Raw genomic sequence first — 25,146 nt, 5'->3', positions numbered from 1 at the left:
CATTATGGGAAAAAAGTGGTATAATTTTTGCACTCTATGAAACCTATCCATCTTTCGCAGCTCAAGTCGCATGAAGGGGAGCAAGTAACCATCCGTGGATGGGTTTTTAATTTTCGAAGTTCAGGCAAGATATATTTTCTACAAATTCGAGATGGATTTGGCCGAATTCAAGGGGTGGTTAGCCGTGAAACCGTTGACGAGCAGAGCTGGGTTGCTTGCGAGCAGCTGACACTTGAATCAAGCGTGGAAGTTTCGGGTACGGTCAGAGCTGATACTCGCTCGCCATTTGGCTATGAATTGCACGTTTCGTCAGTCGTATTAGTTCATCGGGCTGAGGAATACCCGATTGGCAAGAAAGAGCATGGCGTTGATTTTTTGCTCGACCATCGGCATTTGTGGCTACGTGCTGAACGGCAGCGGGCGATTATGCGTGTCCGAGATGAGATTATCTGGTCCATGCGTGAGTTTTTCCGTCAAGAACAGTACACGCTGACTGATACGCCCATTTTGACGCCAACTGCCTGTGAAGGGACGACCACGCTTTTTGCCACTGACTATTTTGAAGAAAAGGCGTATTTATCCCAGTCGGGGCAATTATACCTTGAGGCGCTCGCCATGGCGCTTGGGAAAGTCTATGATTTCGGACCGACCTTCCGAGCAGAGAAGTCAAAAACGAGGCGCCATCTGATGGAATTTTGGATGCTGGATGCTGAGGCGGCCTTTGTCCAGCATGAAGAAAATTTACAAATCCAAGAGCGCTTGGTGACGCATATTGTGCAATCAGTATTAGCCAATCGTGCGGCAGAATTACAAATTCTCGAGCGTGATGTAGCGGCGTTACAAAAAGTACAGGGGTCATTTGTTCGCCTGCGCTATGACGATGCCATCGTGGCACTACAAAAGTTAGGTTCAGATATTAAGCACGGTGATGATTTCGGGGCTGACGATGAAACGATGTTAATGAAGCAATACGACAAGCCCGTGTTTGTGACCCATTACCCAGTTGCGATAAAGGCCTTTTACATGCAGCCAGACCCGGAGAATCAAAAATTTGCTTTGTGCGCTGATTTGCTTGCCCCCGAGGGCTATGGGGAAGTCATTGGTGGGTCGGAGCGCATTTGGGATTATGAATTATTGCGTTCACGGCTGAAAGAGCACAAACTGTCAGAATCTGATTTTGGTTGGTATTTAGATTTACGGAAATACGGATCCGTGCCGCACTCAGGATTTGGTATCGGGCTTGAGCGGACAGTGGCGTGGCTGTGCGGCCTGGATCATGTGCGCGAAACTATACCTTTTCCTCGATTATTAAATCGTTTGCGACCCTAAACATATGCATGGTGGAATATCAGCACGATGGATTATTTTATTCGGTCTTTTAGCTTTGTCATTAGTGCTACTGAATGGCATCGCTATTAACGTTAATCAGGCCAACCCTGATAAGGAAATAGCTGAACGATTTTGTGGGCAGCGGCATGCGCAATATCCCATCGAATGCCAGGTAGATCAGGTATTTGGCTGTGCCGATCATTATGTATTGCGCAGCACCTGCGTTGGCGTCGGTGATGTCGTGGTGAAGGCATCTGGCGAAACGATTCTCTGGTGCGGCTATACTACGTTTGGTGGGGCTGAATCACCGAGTTGCGATGCGTATGAACGTATCGCGGCAGGCCAAACATGCTTGACTCATAACCTTTGCATTTAAGTATGAATTTTTTCGCACAGCGAGGCATTTCGACATTTTGGGGGATCTCTATCATTCTGATGGAGGTGACCATCGTCTTATTTGTGTTTTACATTTTGTATTTCTTCTGGATTGAGAATCCTACACCAACTTCAAATATTTTAATTATTAAAACATTTCGCTCGAACGTTGTCCGCATTCCTGAATCTGTCGATACGTCCGGCTGGCAGCAGTATACATCGGACGAACTGAGCATAGCATTCAAATACCCTGATGATTACACGCTTTTTGAGGATTCAATTGCCTACGGCGTGTATGAGGGGACACTCATTGAATTGCGCGCTGCTGATGCGGCGGATTCTTTGAGCTTTAAAGCTTTTCCATTGACGCCGGGTGAAATCGAGGATGAAACGCCAGTGGGGAAAATTTATCAGCGTTTGACTGGCGTTTCTCCAAATATTTATCAATCGTACACCGAAAAGGTCGCTGATGAAATCGCAACGGTGTATCGGCAGACCTCCGGTGATCCAAATGAAGACAATCTTTTTTTCATCAATGCCAATAACTTATTTGAAATAGAATTTAATGAAGCCAGCGCGCAGATACTGGCGACGGTAACACTGTAATACGCTTATGTCACGTTCATACATTCGAAATACAATAAACCAGATCGGCGATACCGTCGAACTTAAAGGCTGGATACATGTCACGCGTCGTTTAGGCAAGATGGTTTTTGTTGAATTGCGCGACGTAACGGGGATTGTGCAAATTGTGTTTACTCCGGACGATGCAGCAGTTCTCGAAACAGCCAAGAAACTTCGTCCCGAATTTGTGGTGGCCGTCACCGGTATTGTCAAAGCCCGTCCAGAGAAATTAGTGAATCATGATTATCCAACCGGCACAGTCGAGATTCAGGCTACCGGACTTGAAATCATTTCAGAATCCCAAACTCCTCCGTTTGAAATCGTGGATACTGATAAGGCGGAAGTGGGGGAAGAGTTGCGCTATAAATATCGCTACCTTGATTTGCGTCGTCCGCGTAAGCAGCGGCAATTGATCATGAGGTCCAAAGTCATTCAATTTATTCGCGCTGAATTGCACAAGCTTGGCTTCATCGAGGTAGAGACGCCTATCCTAGCCAAATCAACTCCTGAAGGTGCGCGAGATTATCTCGTTCCATCCCGAGTTTATCCGGGCAAGTTTTATGCACTACCCCAGTCTCCTCAGCAGTATAAGCAGATGCTCATGGTTGCGGGGCTGGATAAGTATTTCCAAATAGCGCCTTGTTTCCGTGATGAGGATTCCCGCGGTGATCGGTCGCCGGATCAGTTTTATCAGTTGGATATCGAAATGTCATTCGTCACGCAGGAGGATATTTTGCAATTGATTGAGACGCTGTATACCAATCTGGTGAAGACGCTATTTCCCGAAAAGCACATAACTTATTCCCCCTGGCCGCGTTTGACGTATGATGAGGCGATGCAGAAATACGGCAATGACAAGCCTGATTTGCGAAAAAATAAAAATGATCCGCATGAACTTGCTTTTTGTTTTGTAGTTGACTGGCCGCTCTTCGAACCAGAAAAAGAAGATGGTCATTATGCTCCAGCACACCATATGTTTACCGCACCAAAAACTGAGGATATTCCACTGCTCGCTACAGAACCGCAAAAGGTTCGCTCCTGGCAGCACGATATCGCCCTCAATGGATATGAGGTGGCCGGTGGCAGCCTGCGGATCACTGATCCGAAGATTCAGGAAAAAATATTTGAATTGGTGGGCATTACGAAGGATGAGGCGCGAGAGCAATTTGGGCATATGTTAGAAGCGTTTACCTATGGCGTTCCACCTCATGGCGGCATTGCCCCGGGGATTGATCGGTTATTGATGATTCTCTTCAATGAATCGAGCATCAGAGAAGTGGTGGCGTTCCCCAAGACCGGTGATAATCGAGAACCAATGACCGGCTCGCCAAGTAACGTGTCGGCAAAACAGCTGAAGGATCTCCATATCTCCATAACTGACAAGAAAAAAGCATGATCATTTCTCCGCTCCAGCGATTCATCCTAACGAGCGCCTATGACGCCAAGGGGAGGCTGCAGCGTACAAGGTTGAAACAGTTTTATTCGAGCCAAAAGAAGAAACCCTCGGCGGATGACCAACAGCGCATTATCAGTCGGAGCATCGAGCGTTTGATTGAGCGGGGACTTCTCATCGGTTACGGCCGCCGCACGCCGGAGAAATGGTTTATTGACGAAGTGCGCATGACCGTACCGGGACGCCGATACGCAAAAAAAATGTTTAATACCCAGCAGCAATTACCCTTTAAACCTTAACCATATACTTGTATGGCACTATCAAAGAAAGTAATCACCATGCTTGAAAAAGGCAAAGCGGCATTTGAGGTCGTCGAGCATCGGACGGTATATACCGCGTACGATCTGGCGCAGACGCTGAAGATGAAAATGCAGGAAATTGCCAAGACCCTCTTGGTTAAAGTTGATTCTGCCTATTATCTGGTGGTTATACCCGCGCATTACAAACTTGATTTACCCAAAGTAAAAAAATTATTCAAGGCAAAAAAAGTGCAGATTGCTCGCGAAGGAGAAATGAAGAAGAAGTTCAATGTAAAACCAGGCGCGATTACTGCGTTTGGCACAGTGCATAAGGTCGGCGTGGTTATGGACAAAGCATTATTGAAGGCACAGCGCGCGTTATTTGGCGCAGGCAGCTTTACCGAGAGCGTGCGCATGAAAGTCAAAGATTACATGAAGCTTGAGGGGGATAATTTGCAGACTGCGGTGATTGCCAAGCGCGACGCCACAAAAAAATAAGCATGGCCTACCAATTTAAAACAGAAAAATTTGAAGGACCGCTTGACCTCTTGCTCCAACTGATTGAGCAGGAGGAGCTTGATATTACCCAGGTGGCCTTAGCTCATGTTACGGACCAGTACATAAAACATTTACAAAACACGGACGATATTGCCACTGAGGAGTTAGCTGACTTTTTAGTGGTGGCCGCTAAGTTATTACTGATTAAATCCCGACAGCTCCTGCCACAATTAGCCGAGGAAACCGGAGATGAAGGTGTTGATCTAGAATTTCAGCTAAAAATGTATCGTGAATTTTACGAAGCATCGAAGGTGCTGCAAAAAATGTTGAATCGCAAGAAGTTCCTTTTCCCCCGGCAGAAAATGATCATTAAGATTGATAAGATATTTAATCCACCCACAACGCTGAATCAGGACGTCATGCGCCAATTATTCGTGGGAGTACTTCAGGAACTATCCGTCTGGGTATCGCTGCCGCAAGAACAGATTGCCCGGACCGCTTCGATCCGTGAGCGGATCGACAGCATCCAGCAATTGATTTCCAATCGGGCGCAAATACATTTTTCAGAATTACTTAAATCATCTAATAACAAAGTAGAAGTCATCGTAACCTTTTTAGCCCTGCTTGAGCTGGTTAAACAGCGCGCCGTTGCGGTCGTCCAAGACGGCATTTTCGACGAGATCGTCGTCCAGCGGGCAGAAGAGCCACCGACTGACGTAATCGAATAATCAACCATGGAACTTCGCTACCTTATCGAAAGCCTGCTCTTCATTTCAGGCAAACCATTATCCGCTCAGAAATTAGGGGAGATTTTGAAAGAAAAAACGGAAGATATTACCGTAGCTGCGGAAGCCCTCATGGCGGAATATAACACTGCCGATCGAGGTATTCATGTGCAAAAAGTCGGCCAATCATATCAAATGGCAACCAGTCCAAAGTATTCGACGGTGATTAAAGAATTTATTAAATCTGAGCAAACCGGCGAGTTAACCAAGCCGGCGCTCGAGTCGCTCACCATTATTGCGTATCGGGGGCCGATTACCAAAGCGGAATTAGAGCAAATTCGCGGCGTTAATTGCAGCTTGATTTTACGTAACCTGATGATTCGAGGATTGATCGAGGCGCATGATGACAAAGAAAAAATGGCGACCGTGTACACCATAACGTTTGACTTCCTGCAATTCCTCGGAATTGATCGTGTTTCTCAATTACCCGACTACGGCAAACTGAATAGCGATGAAAATTTACGCAAGTTGCTCCAGGAAAAAATGACGAATCAGACTGAAGCAGTCAGTGAATAAGTATGTTCACATTGTTGCTGGGTTTTTTATTTGCCCTGCAGGATATTGATCGGCCGGATTTATTGCATTCTTTTTCGAGTGCAGCCCAGGTAGAGATAATCACCGGGCTTAACCGCGAGGCGCCCGCACTCGTTTTTCCGGATGTCGCCATAAGTGCGCATGCGGGTATTGTGATTGATACCATCACGAATGGTGTGCGCTGGTCGCGATTGCCCAATGAGCCGATGCCCATTGCGAGTCTTTCAAAACTGATGACCGCGCTTGTTCTGGTAGATCTCAATCCTGACTGGAATATGCCAGTCACTATTTTGCCGGATGATAATGATTCGATTGAGGGGAGTAGATTATATGTTGGTGAAGGTGAGATAGTTTCACTTCAGGATTTGTTTTACACCAGTTTGGTCGGTTCGGCCAATAACGCGACACGGGCTATGGCTCGCGCCACTGGCTTATCGACTGATGCATTTGTCCGGCGAATGAACAAGAAAGCCGCGGCGCTTGGTATGACGGACAGCATTTTTTATGAAGTGACCGGACTCGATCCACGCAATCAGGCCAGTGCAGCAGATGTCGCACGGCTTGCCCAGGCGGCGTTTGCCGAGCCCCGCATCCATGCCGCGCTTCAAACGCCCGTCCACGATTTAGTAACGATTGATAAGGGAAAGTTTCACCGTATTAAAAGCACTAACGCGCTATTGGATGCTGGCGTCATCGCCAAAACGGGCTATCTCGATGAAGCGGGGTATACCTACGCCAGTTTGTCTCCGGCCGGGACGTTGGTCGTCCTGCTCCGCCAGTGGTCGAGCGATGAGCGTTTTAGCCAAGCCGGAGCCCTGATTCAATGGGCTGAACTTCCATTTATCAAATCAATTTTTACAGAACAAGAAAAATACGCTAGACTAAGGGAAGAATAGAGACTCGCTATGCCGGAAAAGCCCTATATTATCGCAAATTGGAAAATGAATCTCGATGGCAGTGCTGTGGAACGATTCATGAACATGTTTCCTGTGGCTGATCCGCTGGTGGCGGCGTCTCACGTGCTGATTGCTCCCTCGTATGTATTTATTCCTGCGGTGCGCGCGGCCGTGCCGGAAAAGGAAATTGCCGTTGCTGGGCAAGATCTTTACTGGGAAGATCGCGGCGCTTTTACGGGAGCGGTTTCCGCGCGACAGTTAGCTGATGCTGGATGCTCATATGTCATCATTGGCCATTCAGAACGGCGAGCATTTTTTGGAGAAACTGATGAAGCGGTGAATCGGAAAGTGCATGCTGCGCTCTCCCGAAGACTGCGCCCGATTATTTGTTTCGGTGAAAGTTATGCCGAGAAGGAAGCTGGGGAGACGAAGCGGGTGATTTATGAGCGTATTGTTGCGGCGCTGCAGGATGTTCGTTCCGCGGACGCGCGTCGAATCCTTCTGGCCTATGAACCGCTCTGGGCGATTAGCACCAGCACAGAACTCGCTCAGCCAGTCTCCGATACTCCCGAATCAGCGCAAGTCATTCATAAATTAATTCGTCGAACCATCGCTGATTTGTACGATGCGCATGTAGCGACTGAGATGCGAATTATCTACGGCGGCTCTGTCGATGAAAAAAATGTTGCTGGTTTTGCCGCGATGGATGACATTGACGGCGTGCTCGTCGGAGGAGCCAGTGTTGATCCACAATCTTTTTTCCGCGTGATACAGGCTTATCATTCATCACCCCGTTAAGTTATGCTCGTCCATCTTTCCAAATTAGTTCAGCATGCGCACGAGAATGGCTATGCACTCGGCGCGTTTAACGTAGAAAATTTAGAAACCACGCTGGCGGTGGTTCAGGCGGCGGTGCGGAAAAAATCCCCCGTGATTCTCCAAGTGTCAGAGCGGAGCATTGAGTATGCTGGTTTGCGTTCGATCACGAATATCGTGCATACGGTTGCGACCATTCAAGCAGGGAACATTCCTGTTGCGCTGCATTTAGATCACGGCCGATCATTCCGCTCGGTGGCTGAATGCGTGCAGGCGGGCTTTTCCTCGATTATGATGGATGCTTCTGACATGCCCTTGATTGAAAATATTATTCTCACCAAGCAAGCAGTTGATTTCGCTCACCGCAAAGGCGTCTATGCTCAGGGAGAGCTGGGGGTGGTGAAGGGCCTGGAAGAAATGAGCGAAGAAGACCGCCGGGCACTGATGACAAAACCGGAAGAGGCAGCGGAATTCGTGGAAAAAACGGGGATCGATACGCTAGCCGTGGCCGTGGGCAATGTGCATGGCATTATTAAAATGCAAAAGGGCAATCCTGGACTGGATCTCGAACGGCTGGCAGCTATTCATAAATTGATTCCTCATACACCGCTTGTTTTACACGGCGCCTCTGGCGTGCCTAAAAAGCAAGTGTTGGCAGGCGTGCAGCGGGGGATCGCGATTATTAATATTGATACTGATTTGCGGCTGGCGTTTACCAATACCCTGCGAGAAACGCTTATCAATGATCCTGACGAATTTGATCCGCGGTCAATTTTGACCCCGTCTATCGAAGCTATGCGAAATGTGGTTGAACAAAAAATGACCATGTTTGGCAGCGTCGGTATGGCGGATGAAATAGTGTAATGAAGTTCCAATTATTAATTACTAATTTCTAATACACGTGTATGGGCATTCGTATAGCAATCAATGGATTTGGCCGCATCGGACGTGCGGCGTTTAAGGTGGCACTTGAAAAAAAAGGCGTTGAGGTTGTAGCCCTAAATGATTTGACTGATACCAAGACGCTGGCGCATTTATTGCAGTACGACACTGCCTATGGCGTGTTTCCGAAGAAGGTAACGCATACCGATTCGGCGATCGTCGTTGAGGGAAAAACCTATCCCGTTTTTTCTGAAAAGGAACCAGCCAACCTACCCTGGAAGAAACTAAAGGTAGACGTGGTGATTGAATCAACCGGACATTTCTTGAGCCAGGAAAAAGCCCAGCTCCATATCGACGCGGGCGCCAAGCGGGTTGTTATTTCCGCGCCACCCAAAGGCGGTGAAGTGCAGACGTTCGTGATGGGCGTGAATAGTGACGCGTTGGGCAATCAAACGATCGTCTCAAATGCGTCATGTACGACTAATTGCATTGCGCCGGCGGCGCAGGTGCTGCAGGAAGCTTTTGGCATCAAGAAGGCTATGATGACTACGATCCATTCGTACACCGCTGATCAAAATTTAGTGGATGGACCGCATAAGGATTTGCGGCGGGCGCGAGCGGCGGCGGTGAATATTGTGCCGACAACGACCGGTGCGGCAATTGCCACGGCAGAGACCATTCCGGCACTTAAGGGTAAATTTGATGGCTTGGCGGTGCGGGTACCGACGCTGGTTGGTTCGCTGTCAGACATGACCGTATTGCTGAATCGCACGGTTACTGTCGATGAGGTCAATGAGGCATTTCGGAAAGCCGCTGCCGAATCGCGATTTGCTGGTGTGATGACGGTGACTGAAGATCCGATCGTTTCGTCAGATATAGTGGGCAATCCACATGCTTCGATCATTGATTTGAGTTTGACCAAGGTGGTGGATGGAAATCTGGTGAAAGTGATTGCCTGGTATGATAATGAATGGGGGTACTCGCATACATTAGTGCAATTAGCCCTGGAAATAATGGGTTCTGCGTAGTATACTTATCTATATCAACGAAAGGGGGTGATACCATGAAATCGAAATATTTTTCCATGTCATTCGCTGTGTTTGGTTTGATGTGTGGTGTTTTTGCGTTCTTTACTGAGGTCAATAATACGGTTATTATCATTCCGTCATCGTTCTATCTGCAGATGGGTATCCTTTCGATGTTAGCCGGCTTGTACTTCGAAAAGGCGAACAATAAGATGTAAGTATATTGGTCATGCACAAGGGGATGCGGGCACCATAGGCGGGCGCTTGATTAATAGGGAAAAGTTATTTATACTGCAGCACACCGATTAGGCCGCTATCGTCTAGCCCGGTCCAGGACGCATCCCTCTCACGGATGAAACTGGGGTTCGAATCCCCATAGCGGTACCAGTATGAAGGAACACCTGCGGTTTTCCTTCATTGCATCTTTTCCCTTCAATAGTATGCCTCGCCCGGAATATCGTGCCATAGGCAGATCCGCCTTTGGCGGAAATCCGAAGCTCGGCATTCAAGTTTGTTTCTATGAATCTCATCATTCGATTAATTCTCAATGCCGCCGCACTCATTGCCGTCACCTATGTGGTGCCGGGATTTGAGGTAGATAGTTTCTGGTATGCACTGATTGCCGCTGTAGTGCTGGGGCTGGTGAATGCTATTATTAAACCAATTCTGATCATCTTTACCTTACCCATCACTATCCTGACGCTTGGGCTATTCACTTTCGTAATTAATGCATTATTGATCTGGGTGGTAGCATCATTTTTGCCAGGGTTTGAGGTCGAAGGATTTATTGCCGCACTGTTGGGCGGTCTGGCGATGTGGGTGATGTCGTGGTTTACGAACGCGATCACGAAAAAGTAGTTATTGTTCAATCATTGAGTGTGAGCGGCGGGGTCATCCCGGCGGCTATTTTTATTTGACCAATTAATCCAGCAGGGTTAAGATGATGAAACTCCATTTTTTGGAGAATACAATAGAAATAAGGAACTTTTGAAAACTTTTTTTGAGAGGAGTAGCGAATGGCACACATTCAGAAAGAATCCATGCTCGTCATTCAGGGCGTGGAGATCACTGGTGTTGGGTCGCATATTATTGATCCAGAACATGAACAGTGTAAGGTCCGGGCTGTATCAAATCCAGCTATCAGCGAATCGTTAGCTGGTCATGAACGGTACTTTCGAGGGCTCTTTCAGCTTTTACGAAATTGGGAGGCTTCGCCTTCGTCAGTCGTCGATCAGGCGCCGCTCTACGATAGTGCTGACTGGCGACAGCTGAACCCCGACGATCAGATCACGGCACTGGTGCTGTGGCAGAAGTATCGGGGGAATATTCCCACGGACGCAGATCCTCGATGGATTCAGTTTGATGCTTTGCCGGACAAGATTTTTGATTTGACCGGCATCCGTTCTCGGTACTGGGCACTGCCTGGAGTAGCAACTAGCGATTTAGGAAAGCAGGCGGCGGAGCAGGCACTTGCAGTTTCTGGACTTAATCCCGAATCCGTCGGCTTCATCATGGTCGCGACAACGACGCCGGATCATCCACAGACTCCCTTGACCGCCACGCGGATCAAGGGGAAGCTCGGTATTCAGAATCCGGATGTTTTCTGCATTGACGTAACTGCCGCATGCACCAGTTATGCTTCGGCGATGCAGGTGGCCTATGGGTTGATTGCGTCAGGCCAGTACAAATCAGGCCTGGTGATCGGCGCTGACGTCATGTCGGGCACGGCCAGTCCGTACAATCGGAATCTTCGCATCGTCCTCGGGGATGGCGCATTTTGTGCCGTGCTTGAGGCATGCCCAATTGCGCAGAACGCATTTATCCCGGGCGGGTTCTTCGCTCGATCTGACCCATCACTGGGGGACCTCATAGTCGTTCCAGCTGGCGGATCAGCTTTGCCGGTTTCTCCGGAAATGATAATCGATCCCTTTGATCAACGACATTTAATGTTTATGGATGGACATACCGTCCGTAAACGCGCCGAGCGCATGCTGCTGCAGAAGAAGACCGATGGGGAACTCCCCCGGCTGGTCGGACTCATGGCAGAGGCCGCAGAGCGTGCTGGCCTGTTATTTCCGGATATTGATTTTGTCGCCATGCATCAGGCGAATTTGCGGATTATTAATCCGCCAATTCAATTGATGCGTGAGTTTGGGTTTGCCGGTCAAGTTCATAATAATATCGAACGCTTTGGTAATACTACCTCAGCGTCTGGTGGACTTTGTCTGGATGAAGCCTGGCAGTGCGGCGAATTGGAAGAGGGCGACCTGGTTGAGTTCGTGGCATTTGGCGGTGGCATGACTGCGGTGACCTTTATGGTTCGTTGGACGCTTGGATCATATCCGAGCGAACATTTACCGTATCGGTTGCTTGATTCTAACCGTCGGCCGCGCGTGCCTATTTCCTAAACATTTTCTAAAATCGTTTGTTAGCCTTTAACCCCGTTATCATTTCTTGATGGCGGGGTTTCTCTTTACTTTTGTATAAAAACGTGTTATAATTCACATCAGTATGGAAGTTTTCCAAACAAAAACAAAAAAAATTATACTTACCCATACCCATTACATTATTATCAGCATCGTCAGCGCGATGCTCTTTGTTGGGTTAATCGCCGTGGTCATGGGGGGTAAATCGCCGCAACCAACTATCATCAGTATTGTCGATGATATACAGCCGCTTGATCAATCATTGGTTATTAATTTTGATTGGCCGATTGCGCGTGATGTGGAAGTATCGATTACCCCGCAGGTATTTGGCACCGTCAGTTACGATGAAGCGGTGATTCGCGATCAATTGGTTCGCACACTGGTGTTCACCCCGGAATTAACCTGGCTGCCGGATACAACCTATGAAATTACGTTGCACGCGGTCCACGGCGCTACCCCGTCTTTTACTGAACCGACTGACTATGTGTTGACGTTCAAAACTCCTCCAGCCCAGGCTGTCACGAGCATTATGCCGAATAGCGATGAGCCTTTTCGTGCTGACGGTTCCTGGACCATCGCTTTTGACCAACCAATCGAAACAACGAGCAGCTGGTCGGTTCGATTCGAACCGGCTATTGAATTTGATATGGTAGCCGGCAGCGATCAGGAGTCCTATGTGGTAACGCCAAAAAGCAAATTATCCCAGGGTGCGCAGTATACGATGATCGTCAGCCAGCAAACACTGCGATATTTGTTTGGCACCAATGAGATTGCCGCACGAACTGAACCGGTGGTAGCTCGCAAACAATCGTGGACGGTACGCGAAGCGCCGGGCATTGATTCATTTGCACCGCAGGGCACTGGTGTACCGCTGAATACGCCGATCACGATCACGTTTTCAGAAAATATTGATATGGAATCGCTGCCTGCATATGTGACGTTTGATCCCAGCATTGATGGAGCGTGGGCAACGACTGATTATCGAACCGTAACCTTTACTCCAAAAAAATTAGAGCGTGATATGACGTATACGGTGACGCTTACAGAAGGGCTGCCTACCTTCACCGGCGGTTACCTGACGGAAAGCGCTACGCATAGTTTCACCACGATCGGACCGGTGCGCGTGGCTATCTCTACACCAACCTCGGATAGTACCGGTGTCAGCGTCAATGCCCGATTGCAGTTTGGGTTCAATCAGGCAGTGGATCATGCATCGGCCGAAGCCAAATTGTCGCTTAGCCCATCCGTAGACGGAACCGTGAGCTGGGATGAGAATACGATGATATTCACCCCTGGCGAACCATTTGATTTCAATACTACCTATACGGCCACCATTGCCGCTGGGGTGAAGGGAACCGGCGGCTTGACGCTCGAATCAGATTATTCATCTTCATTTTCTACTGAACTTTCCGTTACTAAATTAGGCGTGGTTTATGATCACCAAGACCATAATTTAAGCTGTGAAGTAGCCACCCTGAAAATGGCGCTCAATTATTTCGGAGCCAACGTCGGTGAACAGGAATTGATTGACGCAATTGGTTTTGATCCTACACCAAAATCAAATGGTATTTGGGGTGATCCCTATGAAGCATTTGTCGGCGATATCGACGGCCACCAGCCATCAACGGGATATGGAGTGTATTGGGATCCGATTGCGGCAGCCGGATCGGCGTATCGCACCACGCGCGCTTTTACCGGCGGAGAGCTTGGCCACTTAATAGGTGAAATACAGAAGGGTCATCCCATCGTTATCTGGGGAACAGCCGGGAGTGGAACACGAATTGACTGGAAAACGCCGGAAGGAAAAGATATTATCGCGGTGAATGGCGAGCACACGTTTGTGGTGACGGGATTTGTCGGCTCTGCCGCCGCGCCGACGAAAATCATTGTTATGGATCCATTAGCGGGTGAGCGTTATTTGTCGCTGAGTCATTTCCTCTGGATGTGGGGACTCCTCGGAAATAGCGGAGTTGTGGTAGAATAACATTACCATTATGGCAATTACGGCAAAAGTATTACGCGATGGGGCGGTAGCAGCCGCTGATTTTGACGCACTCAAAGGGCATGTTCCAGCTTGGGTTGATGTGGTGGCTCCGACGGATGAAGAATTGACGCGGATTGGAGCACTTGTTGGATTATCGAAGGATGAGATTGGGCAGATGTTACAACGTAAACAACGGCCGCTAGTGCGCAATCTGGAGCACTACTCATTAATTATTGTACATATCGTAGAATCAGTGGAGCATACCTGGCGAACCACACCGCTTATTTTATTTGTCTCAAAAAGTCGACATGATATTATTTCGGTACACAAACGTGAAAGTATAGGTATTAATCGGATTTACGCCTATTCAGCTCAACGGCTGCATGGGATATTTAAGCAAGGAATTACGCATTTAGTATCTGCAATTTTAGATGAGATTATGGATACGTATTTTCTGAGCATTGACGAATTGAGCGACCGGATTGAGCGAATTGAGGAAGAAATGTTCGATTATACCCGTAGTAAAGAGGTGATGCAGCGAACGTTCATTACTAAAAAAAGCATGATTTATATTCATAAGGCGTTAGTGGCGAATCGCGACGTGATTGCCGGCATTGAAAAAGAGTATGCCACCTTCCTTGATCAAAATCAGCTGGCCGGTTTTCGCGAACTCAATTCCGATATTGTCCAAATGATTGAAATGGTGACGACTTACCGTGATATTTTGACGTCAGCCATTGAGATTCATTTGACCACGATATCAAATAGCCTGAATGTGACCATGAAGCGCGTCACTTCCTGGGGCGCTATTATTCTCGTGCCGAGCTTGATCGCGGGCATTTTCGGAATGAATTTTCAGGATATCCCGATGCTGAATTCCCATTTTGGTTTTTGGTTGGCGATCGGTTCAATGGTCGTGTCAGTGTATGTCTTAGCGTTGTATTTTAAGCGCAAGGATTGGTTTTAATATTGACTAAAATTTGAGAGAGGCGTATAGTGCGAAGTTAATAAGCGCCATTTTTATCGTATGCGAAAAGGCCTATTTACCTTTAATTTACTGCTGATTGTTTTTATCGTTGCCGGTCTGGCTTATTTAGGTCGGCACCGGGTTGTTGAAGTCTGGGATAATTGGATGTCAGAGCCAGCGCCTGAGCCGGTTTCATTTTCTGAGATTGTCAATGAGCAACGCGCCCTCAATGCCAATGCGGGTTCGGAGGCAAATCAGAATATTAATACTGCCTCAGTCGTCACTGAACCTACCACTATCCCAAATGAATTTAATCTGGCTTTACCCTTTACTACTCAGGCACCGTTTGCGAATTGGGATTATCCGTATCAGGAAGCCTGCGAGGAAGCCTCGGCATTAACCGTGCATTATTACTACGCACAAAAAACATTCTCCGCGGAAATTGCTGACCGCGAAATTTTGGACTTGGTTGCCTGGGAGGAAGACATCCTTGGATACTATAAAGATACTACTGCCGAGGAAACCGCTCGGGTGATTAAGGAGTATTGGGGATATCAGCGAGTAGATGTAGAATATGATCCGACGATAGATCAGATTAAGCGCCACGTGGCCGCTGGGCGCCCCGTTATTATTCCGGCAGCAGGCAAGCAACTGGGCAATCCAAATTTTCGCAATGGCGGACCGCTGTATCATATGTTTGTGGTACGAGGATATACGGCTGATACGTTTGTTACCAATGACGTCGGCACCCGTAAGGGCGAAAACTACATATATGATATCGACGTGGTGATGAGCGCCATGCATGATTGGAACGGGGGAGACGTGGATAACGGCAGGAAGGCAATTGTGGTCGTCTATCCGAATGACTAGGTCATAGGATTGATTAACCAGTTCATTTCGGAGTATACTAGGGGGGTGAGGTAGTTCACTCGTTTTTTTAGGCATCGATGAAGAAAATAATATTCTTTGGTATTTCCTTACTGGTCGGCATCGCATTATTTGTCGGCGTTTTTTGGCGGTTAGGCTGGGATTCGATATTCATTGCCGTCCAATCATTCACGCTCTGGAAATGGCTTGTCATCGTCTTTTTTTATTCCCTGGCACTCTACGTTACGCTGTATCGCTGGCATTTGATTTTGAAAAGTCAGGGGTATGATATTCCTACCCAGAAGCTGTTCGCTTCTCGGCTCGTCGGTTTTGCCGGTGACTATCTTACTCCGTCACCGAATATTGGCGGTGAAGCGATTCGCGCCCTTGTTTTGAAAAAGGGGACCGGTGTGCCTATGGCGCAGGGGCTTGCTTCGATCATTTTGGACAAAGTGATGGATTTTTCTTATGCGTTGCCTTTTTTGGTTTTTAGCATTTTTTATGCCCTCATCTATTTTGATTTGTCTGCAAAGATCGTATTAGGTCTGATTGCGGTGAGTGGCACTTTTATCTTTTTACTTGGACTCTTTTATTATCGTACACTGACTCGTCGACATTTTTTTGGTGGCATCATTCGATTTGTACAGTTGCATCGTTTTTCTTTCATGGCAAAAGCCATGCAGAAAATTGCGAACTTTGAGCAGATTATTGTTGAGTTTTTCAAAAATCATACTCGGGTATTTTGGCAGGGAATTGGGTTATCAATCGCGGGCGGTTTGTCTACCCTGACCGCCATGTGGCTGATTACCCGGTTTATCGGCATGAGTACGTCATTTCTGGACATCATTTTGATTTCAACGTTAACGGTCATCACTTTCCTTTTGCCAATCCCGGGCTCAATCGGCTCTACTGAAACTGGACTGGCGTTGATTTTTACTTTGATTGGGTATCCAGCTGAGCAAGGTGTTGTTTTTAGTCTAATATTTCGTTCTGTTGATCTCGTTAAGGTCGGCATCGGGTTGTTCTACTTATCCCGATTTGGTTTGACTCTCGGGGAAACCATGTTTGCAAAAAAGGTAGACGCTATCCCGGTGAATGGCAATGGCCAAGAGACACCGGCAGCGGTCACATCCATCCATGAATCAGATAACCATGAATAGTATTATTTTGATGCATATCCGTGGACTTCAGTGCTGCGGCGGTGACTGCCCGTGCGGCGGTAGCTGTGGCTGCGGGGAGTAACGATTGTATGTGGTAGCAAACGTATTCATCAGGCGCTTTTCTACAGCGCTGATTTTGTCGTACTTGACAGGCAGGCAGTCGGGGAGTATCCTATCTATAGAATATATATAATTCTATAGATACCGATGGTTACCCATCCACTTACTCATCACATCAGCCCTGAAATCCACGGTTCGGTCACCGTTGCCAGCCAGGGGCAGATTGTTATACCAGCGAAACTGCGCAAACAATTGGGAATTAAGCCAGGGGATTCATTGATTGTTTTCACGAAACATAATTCAATCATTGGTCTCATCCGCGAGCAGGACGCCGGTTCAATGATTACCCTATTCGAATCACATTTGAAGCAGGCGCAAGCGTCAGTTAAACAATTAAAGAAAATTACTAAAAAGAAATCATGAATGAAGCGAATACAATTATTGAAGTAAGCGACTTGGTTCGATTTTTTGGGGATTTCCAAGCAGTGAAGGGGGTTAGTTTCACGGTGAAAGAGGGGGAGGTATTTGGTTTTCTTGGCCCCAATGGCGCAGGGAAGACGACGACGATAAAGATGCTCTCTACGTTACTGAAACCAACCAGCGGTGAGGCCCGCATTGCCGGGTACTCGGTCAAGACTGATCGGATCGCTGTCAGGAAATCCATCGGCATGGTGTTCCAGGAGCCTACTTTGGACGAAGAATTAAGCGCGTATGAAAATCTACGGTTCCATGCGGAATTTTATGGAGTACCCTCCAGTATTTATAAACCCCGAGTGGATGAGCTACTCGAATTAGTTGATTTGAAAGATCGGGCAAAGAAACCGGTGCGCGATTTTTCGGGCGGGATGAAACGTCGCTTAGAAATCGTGCGTGGCATGCTGCATTATCCGAAAATATTATTCCTCGATGAGCCGACGATCGGCCTCGATCCCCAAACCCGTGCCACTATGTGGCAGTACATATTGAAAATTGCCAAACAGGAGCGAATTACCCTCTTTATGACCACCCATTATCTCAATGAGGCGGAGTATTGCGATCGGATCGCCGTGATTGACCATGGTACGATCGTAGCGTTGGATACCCCCACTCAGCTGAAAGAAGGCGTAGGCGGAGATATCATTAGTTTGAAAACAGATGATAACGCTGCGGCATTGGATTATACTAAGGCGCATTTTTCAGAAAATGTGCGGATCGAAGATGACCAGGTAGTTGCGGTGGTTAAAGATGGCAATGAGGTATTGCCAAAATTGGTGCGTGAGTTGCCGCAGAAAGTATTGAGCATTGCGCTTCAACAGCCGACCTTGGATGATGTGTTTATCAAACTCACTGGTTCAAAAATTCGGGATGAAGCGCCGAGTGCTGCTGAAAAATCGAAACGATTTTTAAGAACCAGAGGATTTAGACGTTAATACTATGCATACAAACTATACAACCGGTTTTGCGCTTGAACTCCGCTCGGTGAGAAATATTTTTATCCGTGACATCCTGCGCTTTTTTCGAGATAAGGCGCGTATCATTGGCTCGGTGATGCAGCCGGTAATCTTTCTTGGCATTTTTGGCGTTGGGCTTGAGGCAACTCTCAATATGAGTGGGGGGCCGGGGGTTGGCTTTAATTTTGTTCAATTTATGTTTCCTGGGATTATTGCTACGACGACGCTTGGCGTGGCTCTCAATACCTCCATCTCCATCGTGACTGACCGAGAATTTGGATTCCTCAAAGAAATATTGGTGGCACCGGTCTCGCGCGCATCAATAATGTTTGGAAAGATTTTGTCCGGCATTGTGATTGGTTTATTTCAAGCAATTCTCTTGATTGTGTTGTCGCCGATCTTCGGGCTAGAAATCGTTTGGTCAACCATTCCCGGCATTCTTTTCTTTTCCTTCCTCTTATCGTTTGCCGTGACGGCATTGGGGCTCTTCATCGCTTCGCGCATGCGCAATGCCGAAGGTTTCCAATTCGTTTTCCAGTTTCTTTTTTTCCCCATGATGTTTCTGTCCGGCGCATTTTTTTCACTGACCAATGTGCCGAAATGGATGGAGATTTTGTCTACGGTGAATCCATTGACCTATGCCGTGGACGGTTTGCGCAATATCGTCTTTAGCGACGCACCGCAGCAGCTGCGGGATAGCATCATCAACCACAGTGCTAGCATGGATATGGGTATTATTATTGCTTTTGGTATGGTTATGTTCATTTTGGCATTCTGGAGCTTCAATCGAGCTGAGTAGGGTTTTTATATTGCAGGAAATCGCGTGGTGCGTTGCCGCGCGGTTTTTGGTATACTATGAGCATGGCTATGAATACGAAACCAGCACCGGATCCAGTCCGTCAGGCTAAACTCAAATTATGGCTTGGCGTCGGTACCATTGTGGTTATTGGTTTTATCATTGCTTTTTATGTGGTGTTTGTCAGTCCGGCAGAAGCACCGACGGTCAATGGTAACGCCAATACGGTGAATGCTAATCGCCGGTCTGATATTGCCCTGGTGGATGCGACGCCGCAGGCAGGTAGCACGGTGGACGAGTTATCGGCGGTTACGATTACGTTTAGCGAACCGATTGATTCGACGACGATCAGCCAGGAAAATTTCTATGTACTACAGGGGGTTGAGGAGAAGGTGCCGGCCACCATTTCCTTCAGTGAAGACGCGAAAACTGCGACGTACACGTTTGCTGAGGCTAGAACCATAGATGGTGACACAGTCCAGGCGTACACCGTGGTCATTGAAACCGCGCAGATGACGGGAGCAGCTGGGGCATCAGTCTACGTACCTGGTGGGAAAGCCACTTGGAACGTGTATGTGGCTGCCGAAACGTACGTCGGCGATTAATATTATAATTTTTGTATGACGACGGGGGATCAGCATCATAAACGGCACGTCATCACGTGGCTTGCCTTGGTATTCATCACGCTGGTAGCGTTAAATGCCGTACTGTTCAGTTATCTTTTTGAGCCGGGTGACGGATCCGAGGTGGTCAGTACGGTTGTTTGTGGTGATGACATTTGTTCGGTAACAGAGCAGACATGCGTACCGAGCGAGTGCACTGACGAAGCTCTGTGCCAGCCGTGTATAACGCATTATTGCCCGGCGGACTGCGAGTATCCGACATTGTCAAATACTAATGCGAATACCAATAGCGCGACTATGGTCACGACTGCAAACGGTGAGGCCTCGACTCAGTGTACCAGCGATACGGGTTGCCGTTTGGTGGATGTGACGCATGATTCAAGCGACTGCTGTGCTGCGCCGACGTGCACTGATTACTCAAGTGATGATTATATGGCGGTCAGCGGCGCGGCCTATGAAGCGCTCGCTGAGATAGCCACCGGGGCATGCGCGGCCGTGCTCTGCCCGCAATATTCGCCACCGCAATGCCCTGACAATGACAATGAGGATTACACCGCAGCCTGTGTCAGTGGTTTTTGCCAAAAAGTTTTTAGTGATATTTAATTACTGAATAATTATTATATGAAAGATCAACGGGGCTTTGTCTATTTTGTTCCGGTTATTGCCATTGTCCTGGTAGCAATCGTCATGGTGGGTGCGGCCTGGTACGTAGAGTACAATGATACTGAGGATAATGACGGTGGATCGCAGAACATAACGATAACCAATGGCCCCCAGTCACAGGATCCGTATTTAGCGGATAATGCAAATTATGTGGTTGATCTTGAGCCGGTGAATATTGCGCCTCATGATACGACCACCACTGCGGCGGCTGACGGTTGGCAGACGATTACCTATCAGAAGGCTGATCACGGAATCGCCATCGATATTCCCAGCGATTGGGATGATGGCTCCTCCAGTATGGGCGTCAATGACAATGATTATTTATTATGGGTCAATGGTATTGCGCAGGGTGAGAGTAGGGTCAGCGGAGATGTCATCTATCATAAGAATGCGAGCAATGACAGTCTGGCAACGTGGGTGAGCAAATATCAAGAGACATTCGCGGATGAATATGTCTTCAATGAACCAAAAACGATAGAGGGTACTGAAGGCGAGATTATCGTGCTGGACGTATCCCAAAATACCAGCGACTACACGACGGTCTGGGCGTTTATCGCCGGCGATGAGCGGGTGTATGAATTTGCTTTTCATGGTTATGCGCCCGATCTAGCGCTGGTTAGCGGAACAATCAATACTATTTGGAAAAGTTTCCGGTTCATCGATCCACTACCCTTGATTACCATACCTGCTGAAACCAAGACCACCGCCATTGCCGCTAGCCAAGGATATGAGCTCGAAGTGATTTGGCGCGAGTCACCACTAGAATTAAATCTGATTGATCCAGTTATAACCAGCAGCGGGTCACTGTATACCCGGCGATTCTACTATGACGTGGGGCAAATCACTAATGGCCGGTACGAGGGAGACGCGCTCGTCGTTATTCTCGAGTGGCCTGAGGGTCCGGCATTCTATCCAAATCTGTATCGAGTGGTATTTGACGAGACGGCTAAGACGTTTGTCTACCTCGAGAAATATTCAGACAATCTGTCATATCTCGGTTCAAAATTCACTTATGATATTGGCTCGACCATTCCCGATCTGGTGACGCCAGAAGAGATCGATATCCCCAATAGCGATGTTGATTTGGTAGCTGAAGCTTTTGATACTAACGAATTTTATACTGATCATGCCGAGGCCCGCGAAGCGTTTAAAGATGACGATTTGGGTTCGGTATTCTTTGACCCGGCGGACGATTGCTACCTGATCGTGCGCGATGATGGCACGGTGAAGCTGTATCATCTCAAACTTGATTTCATCCGTGATTTTACGGAACGCGAATATTCTGTTGGAACAAATCAGTCCGTCCCCGCGATTACCTGGAGCGACGGCACGACCAATGACGATGAGTACACTTTCAGTGAGCCAGCCGGCGGGTGCGGCTCCACCTCGTGCCACGCCATGTATACCGAGGAAGAATTAGGCGGCATCAGCGCGCTGAAAGTGATGGGCACGACGTCATCAGGGGACAAGGTATATACGTTTAAGGATACCGATGCTCAAATACTGAAGTCCGCGTATGATATGTATTACGCCCCCTACCAGGAAGAAAAGATGGACTATGATGATTTCGTGGCCGACCGTCCGATGTTCTTCTGGAAAGACCCGTTGGATCACTGGGTGCGGTTTACTCGGGTAACTTATTTACCAGCCGTCGAGTGTGGCAAACCCGTGATTTACCTGTACCCGCAGTCCACGATGGAGGTGAATGTGCAAGTTGATCCCAATGGCGGGTTCTCCATCACTGATCCATTATATCCCGTGGGTGGATGGAACGTGATTGCGCATCCTGATGGCACGTTAGATTACGCTGACGGCCTCACTTATCCCTATCTCTTCTGGGAAGGAAAGGGGATTAATTACGTCACGCCAGAAAAAGGCTTCGTGGTAGCGCGAGCGGATGTTGGGTCATTCCTTGAGGAGAAATTAGCCTTGCTCGGATTGAATGAAAAAGAATCAGCTGACTTCATAAAGTTCTGGGTGCCCCGCATGCAGCAGCAGCCGTACTACTTCGTGACCTTCGTTGACCAGGCGGTCTTCGACACCCTGGCGCCACTGACTGTGTCACCGCGGCCAGACAGCGTTATCCGCGTCTTCATGGATTATCAGGGCCTGGACAAACCGATTACCGTTGAGCCGCTGGAAATACGGACGCCAGCACGCGATGGATTTACTGTTGTCGAATGGGGCGGTGCGTTACGCTAAGGTTGTTATCATTCTTAGTATCAGTCTATTCCTGATCGGCAGCGCCATATATTTTAGTAATGCAGTGAATGGCCGGCCAGCATCCACCGTGGTGCACCGGTCATTCTTCGTGGAGCAAGAATTCTTTGATCTGGCGTATACGCGTAATACGCCACCTGCGCCAGAGGGGATGGTTCGCGGCGGCATTATCCCGCATCATTTGATCGCCTCACATGTGATCGCGGAATTTTTTCAGGGGATTGAATCAGTCCAATCCCCGGAAGTCATTGTGCTCATCGGACCTGACCATTTAAATCGCAGTGATTACCATATCGCCACCTCGGTGGGCAGTTGGTACACGCCTTACGGGATATTATATCCGCACACGCCCATCATAGAATCGATGGCAGCCGATGGCGTGGTTACGATTGATGAGTCGCTCTTTGACGTGGAGCATTCCATCACTTCTGAAGTGGCTTTTATCCGTCGCAGTTTCCCTCGAGCCAGTATCGTACCGATTACTATCCAGCAGCATACGTCAGCGGAGGAGCTGACACAGCTGGGGGATTGGCTGGCGCAGCGGTTGCCGGAAAATAGTCTGGTGCTAGTCAGCGTGGATTTCGCGCACAATGTAAATCATCGGCAGGCTATGCTGCAGAACGCGGCCAGCATTGAACTGCTGAAAACTATGGATCCGGAGACGACCAAAGGTATCTATGTTGATTCGCCGGCCAGTTTGTCGGTACTTTTCCATTACCTCCATGAGCGCCGAGTTGGCCACGTACAAATATTGGATTCCCTGGATACGGTGGACGTGACCGGTGATACCTCAATCCCGGCCGTCACTAGTTACATCACGGCATATTTTTGGTAACATAAGAGGGTAATCACTAATACAAATATATGAATCAGCGAGGCTTTGTTCACATCGTGGCTGTTATCGCCATTTCTTTGATTTCCATCTTAATGCTGACCGTGGCAGTGGTCACTGAGCGGGGGAGTAGGGATATCGAAGTTGTGGCAGTCCAGCCGAACATCAAGGACTCAACTATAGTGATACCAGAGGCAGAAAAAGTTGATTATGCCATATATCAGAATGATACATTTGGATATCGGTTTTATTATCCCAAAGAGTTAGCTATCAAAGATTATTCTGATAATCGTAGTAGTATGTTTCTTGGTAACGTGATTAATAGTATTGGGGTCAAGCAGGCGGATGGATTTATGTATATCATCGTTGATCAAGCAAATCTGAGCGAGAGTGAATTGAAAGACTATTTGTATGAGTCTGAAAGTATTGATATTTCCTCCTGGGAGGAGTTCCAGGTTGGCCATATTATCGGCCGACATGCGAGTGTCGAAGTGGGGACGACAATGAGGCATTATTATCTGATACCCCGTGGTAACATTTTTACCGTGGTTACGGCAAATACTTCGCTACAAGAGGAAGAGGATGTTATTTATCGGTTTGAAGTTTATTCAGAAATTAAGCCTTCGGTACTGGTTAACGAAGCAACTCAGCCACTCAACACGAATGAAAAAATAAATACCGCCGCTGGATCAACCAGCTACCGTGAGAGTCAAGAACTAATTGATGAAGCATTGAATGGCACCTGGCAGAAATATATTTCCGCCGGAGGTGAATATTCATACGAATATCCTGGCAATTGGACCCTCGAAGCCGGGTCAACTCACATCTATTCATATGATAGAAAGGTAGCGCAAAGTTCTGATTTAGTTGTTGGAGACGATGGTACCAGTCCGTGGAGTAGTCATATTACCAAGCAAGGAATGTCAGTTGGTATTGAAGCTTGGGAGTTTGAACCACCTTCAACGTGGTGGGATCCAGAGACATTTCAAAGTCAGGGCGTCATTTCCGGCGTTAATGGTTATGTAGCGTTAGATAAGTGGAGTATTGCGAAGCGGGAATCCTATCATACGCAAATTGGATTTATAAAAGATGGAAGGTGGTTTATGTTGGATGGCTGGGCAAATGTTGAAAATCATCAACAACTCGAGCAAATATTTTTACGCATAGCCGAGAGCATTACCGTTATGACACCTGGGTATGCGGCATCTATCCCCCAATATAAGGATTGGGATCAATATTATTCTGATTTCAGGTCAGTAATCATTAATTTCTATCATCCAGCAAGCTGGCAAATAGGGAGAGATACGCGAATTTTCTTAGGCGATACTGAAAATTTGAAGAAGAATCATGCGCGCCAAATTGAGTTCATTGTAAAGCCTTATGATTTATCATCGCCACTTTTTGACCAATGCAAAGCAATTGCTTGGGCAAATGTATCAGTAAAAAGTCTGTCAACCACTGAAACTATTAGTGTGTCGGGGATTGAAGCGGAATATTTGATTGGAAATAATGGCACAACAGATGTTGCTGCTTATACATGTTTTCCAATTTTTGATGATCAAATGATAGTTTATTATACAAATTTTGAGTTCTATGATGATTTGCTGGGTGTTTATTTGGAAATAAGGGATACCATTCAGTTCCCATTTCTTAAGTAAGGCT

Annotated in this window: 27 protein-coding genes and 1 tRNA gene; all 28 read left to right on the top strand. The window is 47.6% G+C overall.

Annotated features, from left to right (window positions below; translation table 11 throughout):
- The first annotated feature begins 36 nt into the window (after nt 1–36).
- Entirely contained in the window at nt 37–1,329 is a 1,293-nt protein-coding gene (gene asnS, locus HZC01_00820) for an asparagine--tRNA ligase (GenBank protein MBI5037240.1), read from the top strand.
- A 4-nt stretch (nt 1,330–1,333) separates the two neighbouring features.
- On the top strand, nt 1,334–1,705 hold the full coding sequence (locus tag HZC01_00815) for a hypothetical protein (protein ID MBI5037239.1): 372 nt from the start codon (nt 1,334–1,336) through the stop codon (nt 1,703–1,705).
- 2 nt (nt 1,706–1,707) lie between these two features.
- Nucleotides 1,708–2,310: a hypothetical protein gene (locus HZC01_00810; GenBank protein MBI5037238.1), complete on the top strand. Its 603-nt coding sequence runs from the start codon at nt 1,708–1,710 to the stop codon at nt 2,308–2,310.
- A gap of 7 nt (nt 2,311–2,317) precedes the next feature.
- Nucleotides 2,318–3,724 carry an aspartate--tRNA ligase gene (gene aspS, locus HZC01_00805; protein ID MBI5037237.1) on the top strand — a complete coding sequence of 469 codons (1,407 nt, stop codon included), beginning with the start codon at nt 2,318–2,320 and terminating at the stop codon, nt 3,722–3,724.
- Nucleotides 3,721–4,020 (top strand): hypothetical protein, encoded by a 300-nt coding sequence (locus HZC01_00800; protein ID MBI5037236.1) that lies wholly within the window; start codon nt 3,721–3,723, stop codon nt 4,018–4,020. The genes aspS and HZC01_00800 overlap by 4 nt, the downstream gene beginning before the upstream one ends.
- A 12-nt stretch (nt 4,021–4,032) precedes the next feature.
- A complete protein-coding gene (locus tag HZC01_00795) occupies nt 4,033–4,518 on the top strand; it encodes a YbaK/EbsC family protein (protein MBI5037235.1) in 486 nt (161 codons plus the stop codon).
- Nucleotides 4,519–4,520: 2 nt separating this feature from the next.
- On the top strand, nt 4,521–5,246 hold the full coding sequence (locus HZC01_00790) for a segregation/condensation protein A (GenBank protein MBI5037234.1): 726 nt from the start codon (nt 4,521–4,523) through the stop codon (nt 5,244–5,246).
- A 6-nt stretch (nt 5,247–5,252) separates the two neighbouring features.
- A complete protein-coding gene (scpB, locus tag HZC01_00785) occupies nt 5,253–5,819 on the top strand; it encodes an SMC-Scp complex subunit ScpB (protein ID MBI5037233.1) in 567 nt (188 codons plus the stop codon).
- Nucleotides 5,820–5,821: 2 nt separating this feature from the next.
- Nucleotides 5,822–6,733: a D-alanyl-D-alanine carboxypeptidase gene (locus HZC01_00780; GenBank protein ID MBI5037232.1), complete on the top strand. Its 912-nt coding sequence runs from the start codon at nt 5,822–5,824 to the stop codon at nt 6,731–6,733.
- Between the two features lie 9 nt (nt 6,734–6,742).
- A complete protein-coding gene (locus tag HZC01_00775; protein MBI5037231.1) occupies nt 6,743–7,531 on the top strand; it encodes a triose-phosphate isomerase in 789 nt (262 codons plus the stop codon).
- Nucleotides 7,532–7,534: 3 nt separating this feature from the next.
- Nucleotides 7,535–8,413, top strand: coding sequence for a ketose-bisphosphate aldolase (locus tag HZC01_00770; protein ID MBI5037230.1), 879 nt, complete (start codon nt 7,535–7,537; stop codon nt 8,411–8,413).
- A gap of 41 nt (nt 8,414–8,454) precedes the next feature.
- On the top strand, nt 8,455–9,459 hold the full coding sequence (gap, locus tag HZC01_00765; GenBank protein MBI5037229.1) for a type I glyceraldehyde-3-phosphate dehydrogenase: 1,005 nt from the start codon (nt 8,455–8,457) through the stop codon (nt 9,457–9,459).
- Between the two features lie 35 nt (nt 9,460–9,494).
- On the top strand, nt 9,495–9,674 hold the full coding sequence (locus HZC01_00760; GenBank protein ID MBI5037228.1) for a hypothetical protein: 180 nt from the start codon (nt 9,495–9,497) through the stop codon (nt 9,672–9,674).
- A gap of 91 nt (nt 9,675–9,765) precedes the next feature.
- Nucleotides 9,766–9,843: transfer RNA gene (locus HZC01_00755), tRNA-Glu, on the top strand.
- A 132-nt stretch (nt 9,844–9,975) separates the two neighbouring features.
- Entirely contained in the window at nt 9,976–10,314 is a 339-nt protein-coding gene (locus HZC01_00750) for a phage holin family protein (protein ID MBI5037227.1), read from the top strand.
- A 158-nt stretch (nt 10,315–10,472) separates the two neighbouring features.
- Entirely contained in the window at nt 10,473–11,864 is a 1,392-nt protein-coding gene (locus tag HZC01_00745; protein ID MBI5037226.1) for a ketoacyl-ACP synthase III, read from the top strand.
- A gap of 103 nt (nt 11,865–11,967) precedes the next feature.
- Nucleotides 11,968–13,866: an Ig-like domain-containing protein gene (locus HZC01_00740; protein MBI5037225.1), complete on the top strand. Its 1,899-nt coding sequence runs from the start codon at nt 11,968–11,970 to the stop codon at nt 13,864–13,866.
- Between the two features lie 100 nt (nt 13,867–13,966).
- Entirely contained in the window at nt 13,967–14,833 is an 867-nt protein-coding gene (locus HZC01_00735; GenBank protein ID MBI5037224.1) for a magnesium transporter CorA family protein, read from the top strand.
- A gap of 60 nt (nt 14,834–14,893) precedes the next feature.
- Nucleotides 14,894–15,703, top strand: coding sequence for a C39 family peptidase (locus HZC01_00730; protein ID MBI5037223.1), 810 nt, complete (start codon nt 14,894–14,896; stop codon nt 15,701–15,703).
- A gap of 77 nt (nt 15,704–15,780) precedes the next feature.
- Complete coding sequence (locus HZC01_00725; GenBank protein ID MBI5037222.1) at nt 15,781–16,860, top strand: flippase-like domain-containing protein; 1,080 nt, start codon at nt 15,781–15,783, stop codon at nt 16,858–16,860.
- Between the two features lie 207 nt (nt 16,861–17,067).
- Complete coding sequence (locus tag HZC01_00720; GenBank protein ID MBI5037221.1) at nt 17,068–17,343, top strand: AbrB/MazE/SpoVT family DNA-binding domain-containing protein; 276 nt, start codon at nt 17,068–17,070, stop codon at nt 17,341–17,343.
- The gene (locus HZC01_00715; protein MBI5037220.1) at nt 17,340–18,329 is read left to right on the top strand and encodes an ATP-binding cassette domain-containing protein; all 990 of its coding nucleotides are present in this window, start codon (nt 17,340–17,342) and stop codon (nt 18,327–18,329) included. The genes HZC01_00720 and HZC01_00715 overlap by 4 nt, the downstream gene beginning before the upstream one ends.
- A gap of 4 nt (nt 18,330–18,333) precedes the next feature.
- Complete coding sequence (locus HZC01_00710) at nt 18,334–19,149, top strand: ABC transporter permease (protein ID MBI5037219.1); 816 nt, start codon at nt 18,334–18,336, stop codon at nt 19,147–19,149.
- 68 nt (nt 19,150–19,217) lie between these two features.
- Nucleotides 19,218–19,751: an Ig-like domain-containing protein gene (locus tag HZC01_00705; protein MBI5037218.1), complete on the top strand. Its 534-nt coding sequence runs from the start codon at nt 19,218–19,220 to the stop codon at nt 19,749–19,751.
- Between the two features lie 15 nt (nt 19,752–19,766).
- Nucleotides 19,767–20,372 (top strand): hypothetical protein, encoded by a 606-nt coding sequence (locus tag HZC01_00700; protein MBI5037217.1) that lies wholly within the window; start codon nt 19,767–19,769, stop codon nt 20,370–20,372.
- 18 nt (nt 20,373–20,390) lie between these two features.
- Nucleotides 20,391–22,634 (top strand): hypothetical protein, encoded by a 2,244-nt coding sequence (locus HZC01_00695; GenBank protein ID MBI5037216.1) that lies wholly within the window; start codon nt 20,391–20,393, stop codon nt 22,632–22,634.
- A complete protein-coding gene (gene amrB, locus HZC01_00690) occupies nt 22,621–23,487 on the top strand; it encodes an AmmeMemoRadiSam system protein B (GenBank protein ID MBI5037215.1) in 867 nt (288 codons plus the stop codon). Before HZC01_00695 ends, amrB begins: the two co-directional genes overlap by 14 nt.
- Before the next feature lie 29 nt (nt 23,488–23,516).
- Nucleotides 23,517–25,142: a hypothetical protein gene (locus HZC01_00685; protein ID MBI5037214.1), complete on the top strand. Its 1,626-nt coding sequence runs from the start codon at nt 23,517–23,519 to the stop codon at nt 25,140–25,142.
- The last annotated feature ends 4 nt before the right edge of the window (nt 25,143–25,146 follow it).

Source organism: Candidatus Kerfeldbacteria bacterium, from assembly GCA_016214565.1.
Taxonomy (GTDB): domain Bacteria; phylum Patescibacteriota; class Patescibacteriia; order UBA10025; family JAHIVO01; genus JAXDBW01.
This window is presented reverse-complemented; position numbering and strand designations above follow the sequence as displayed.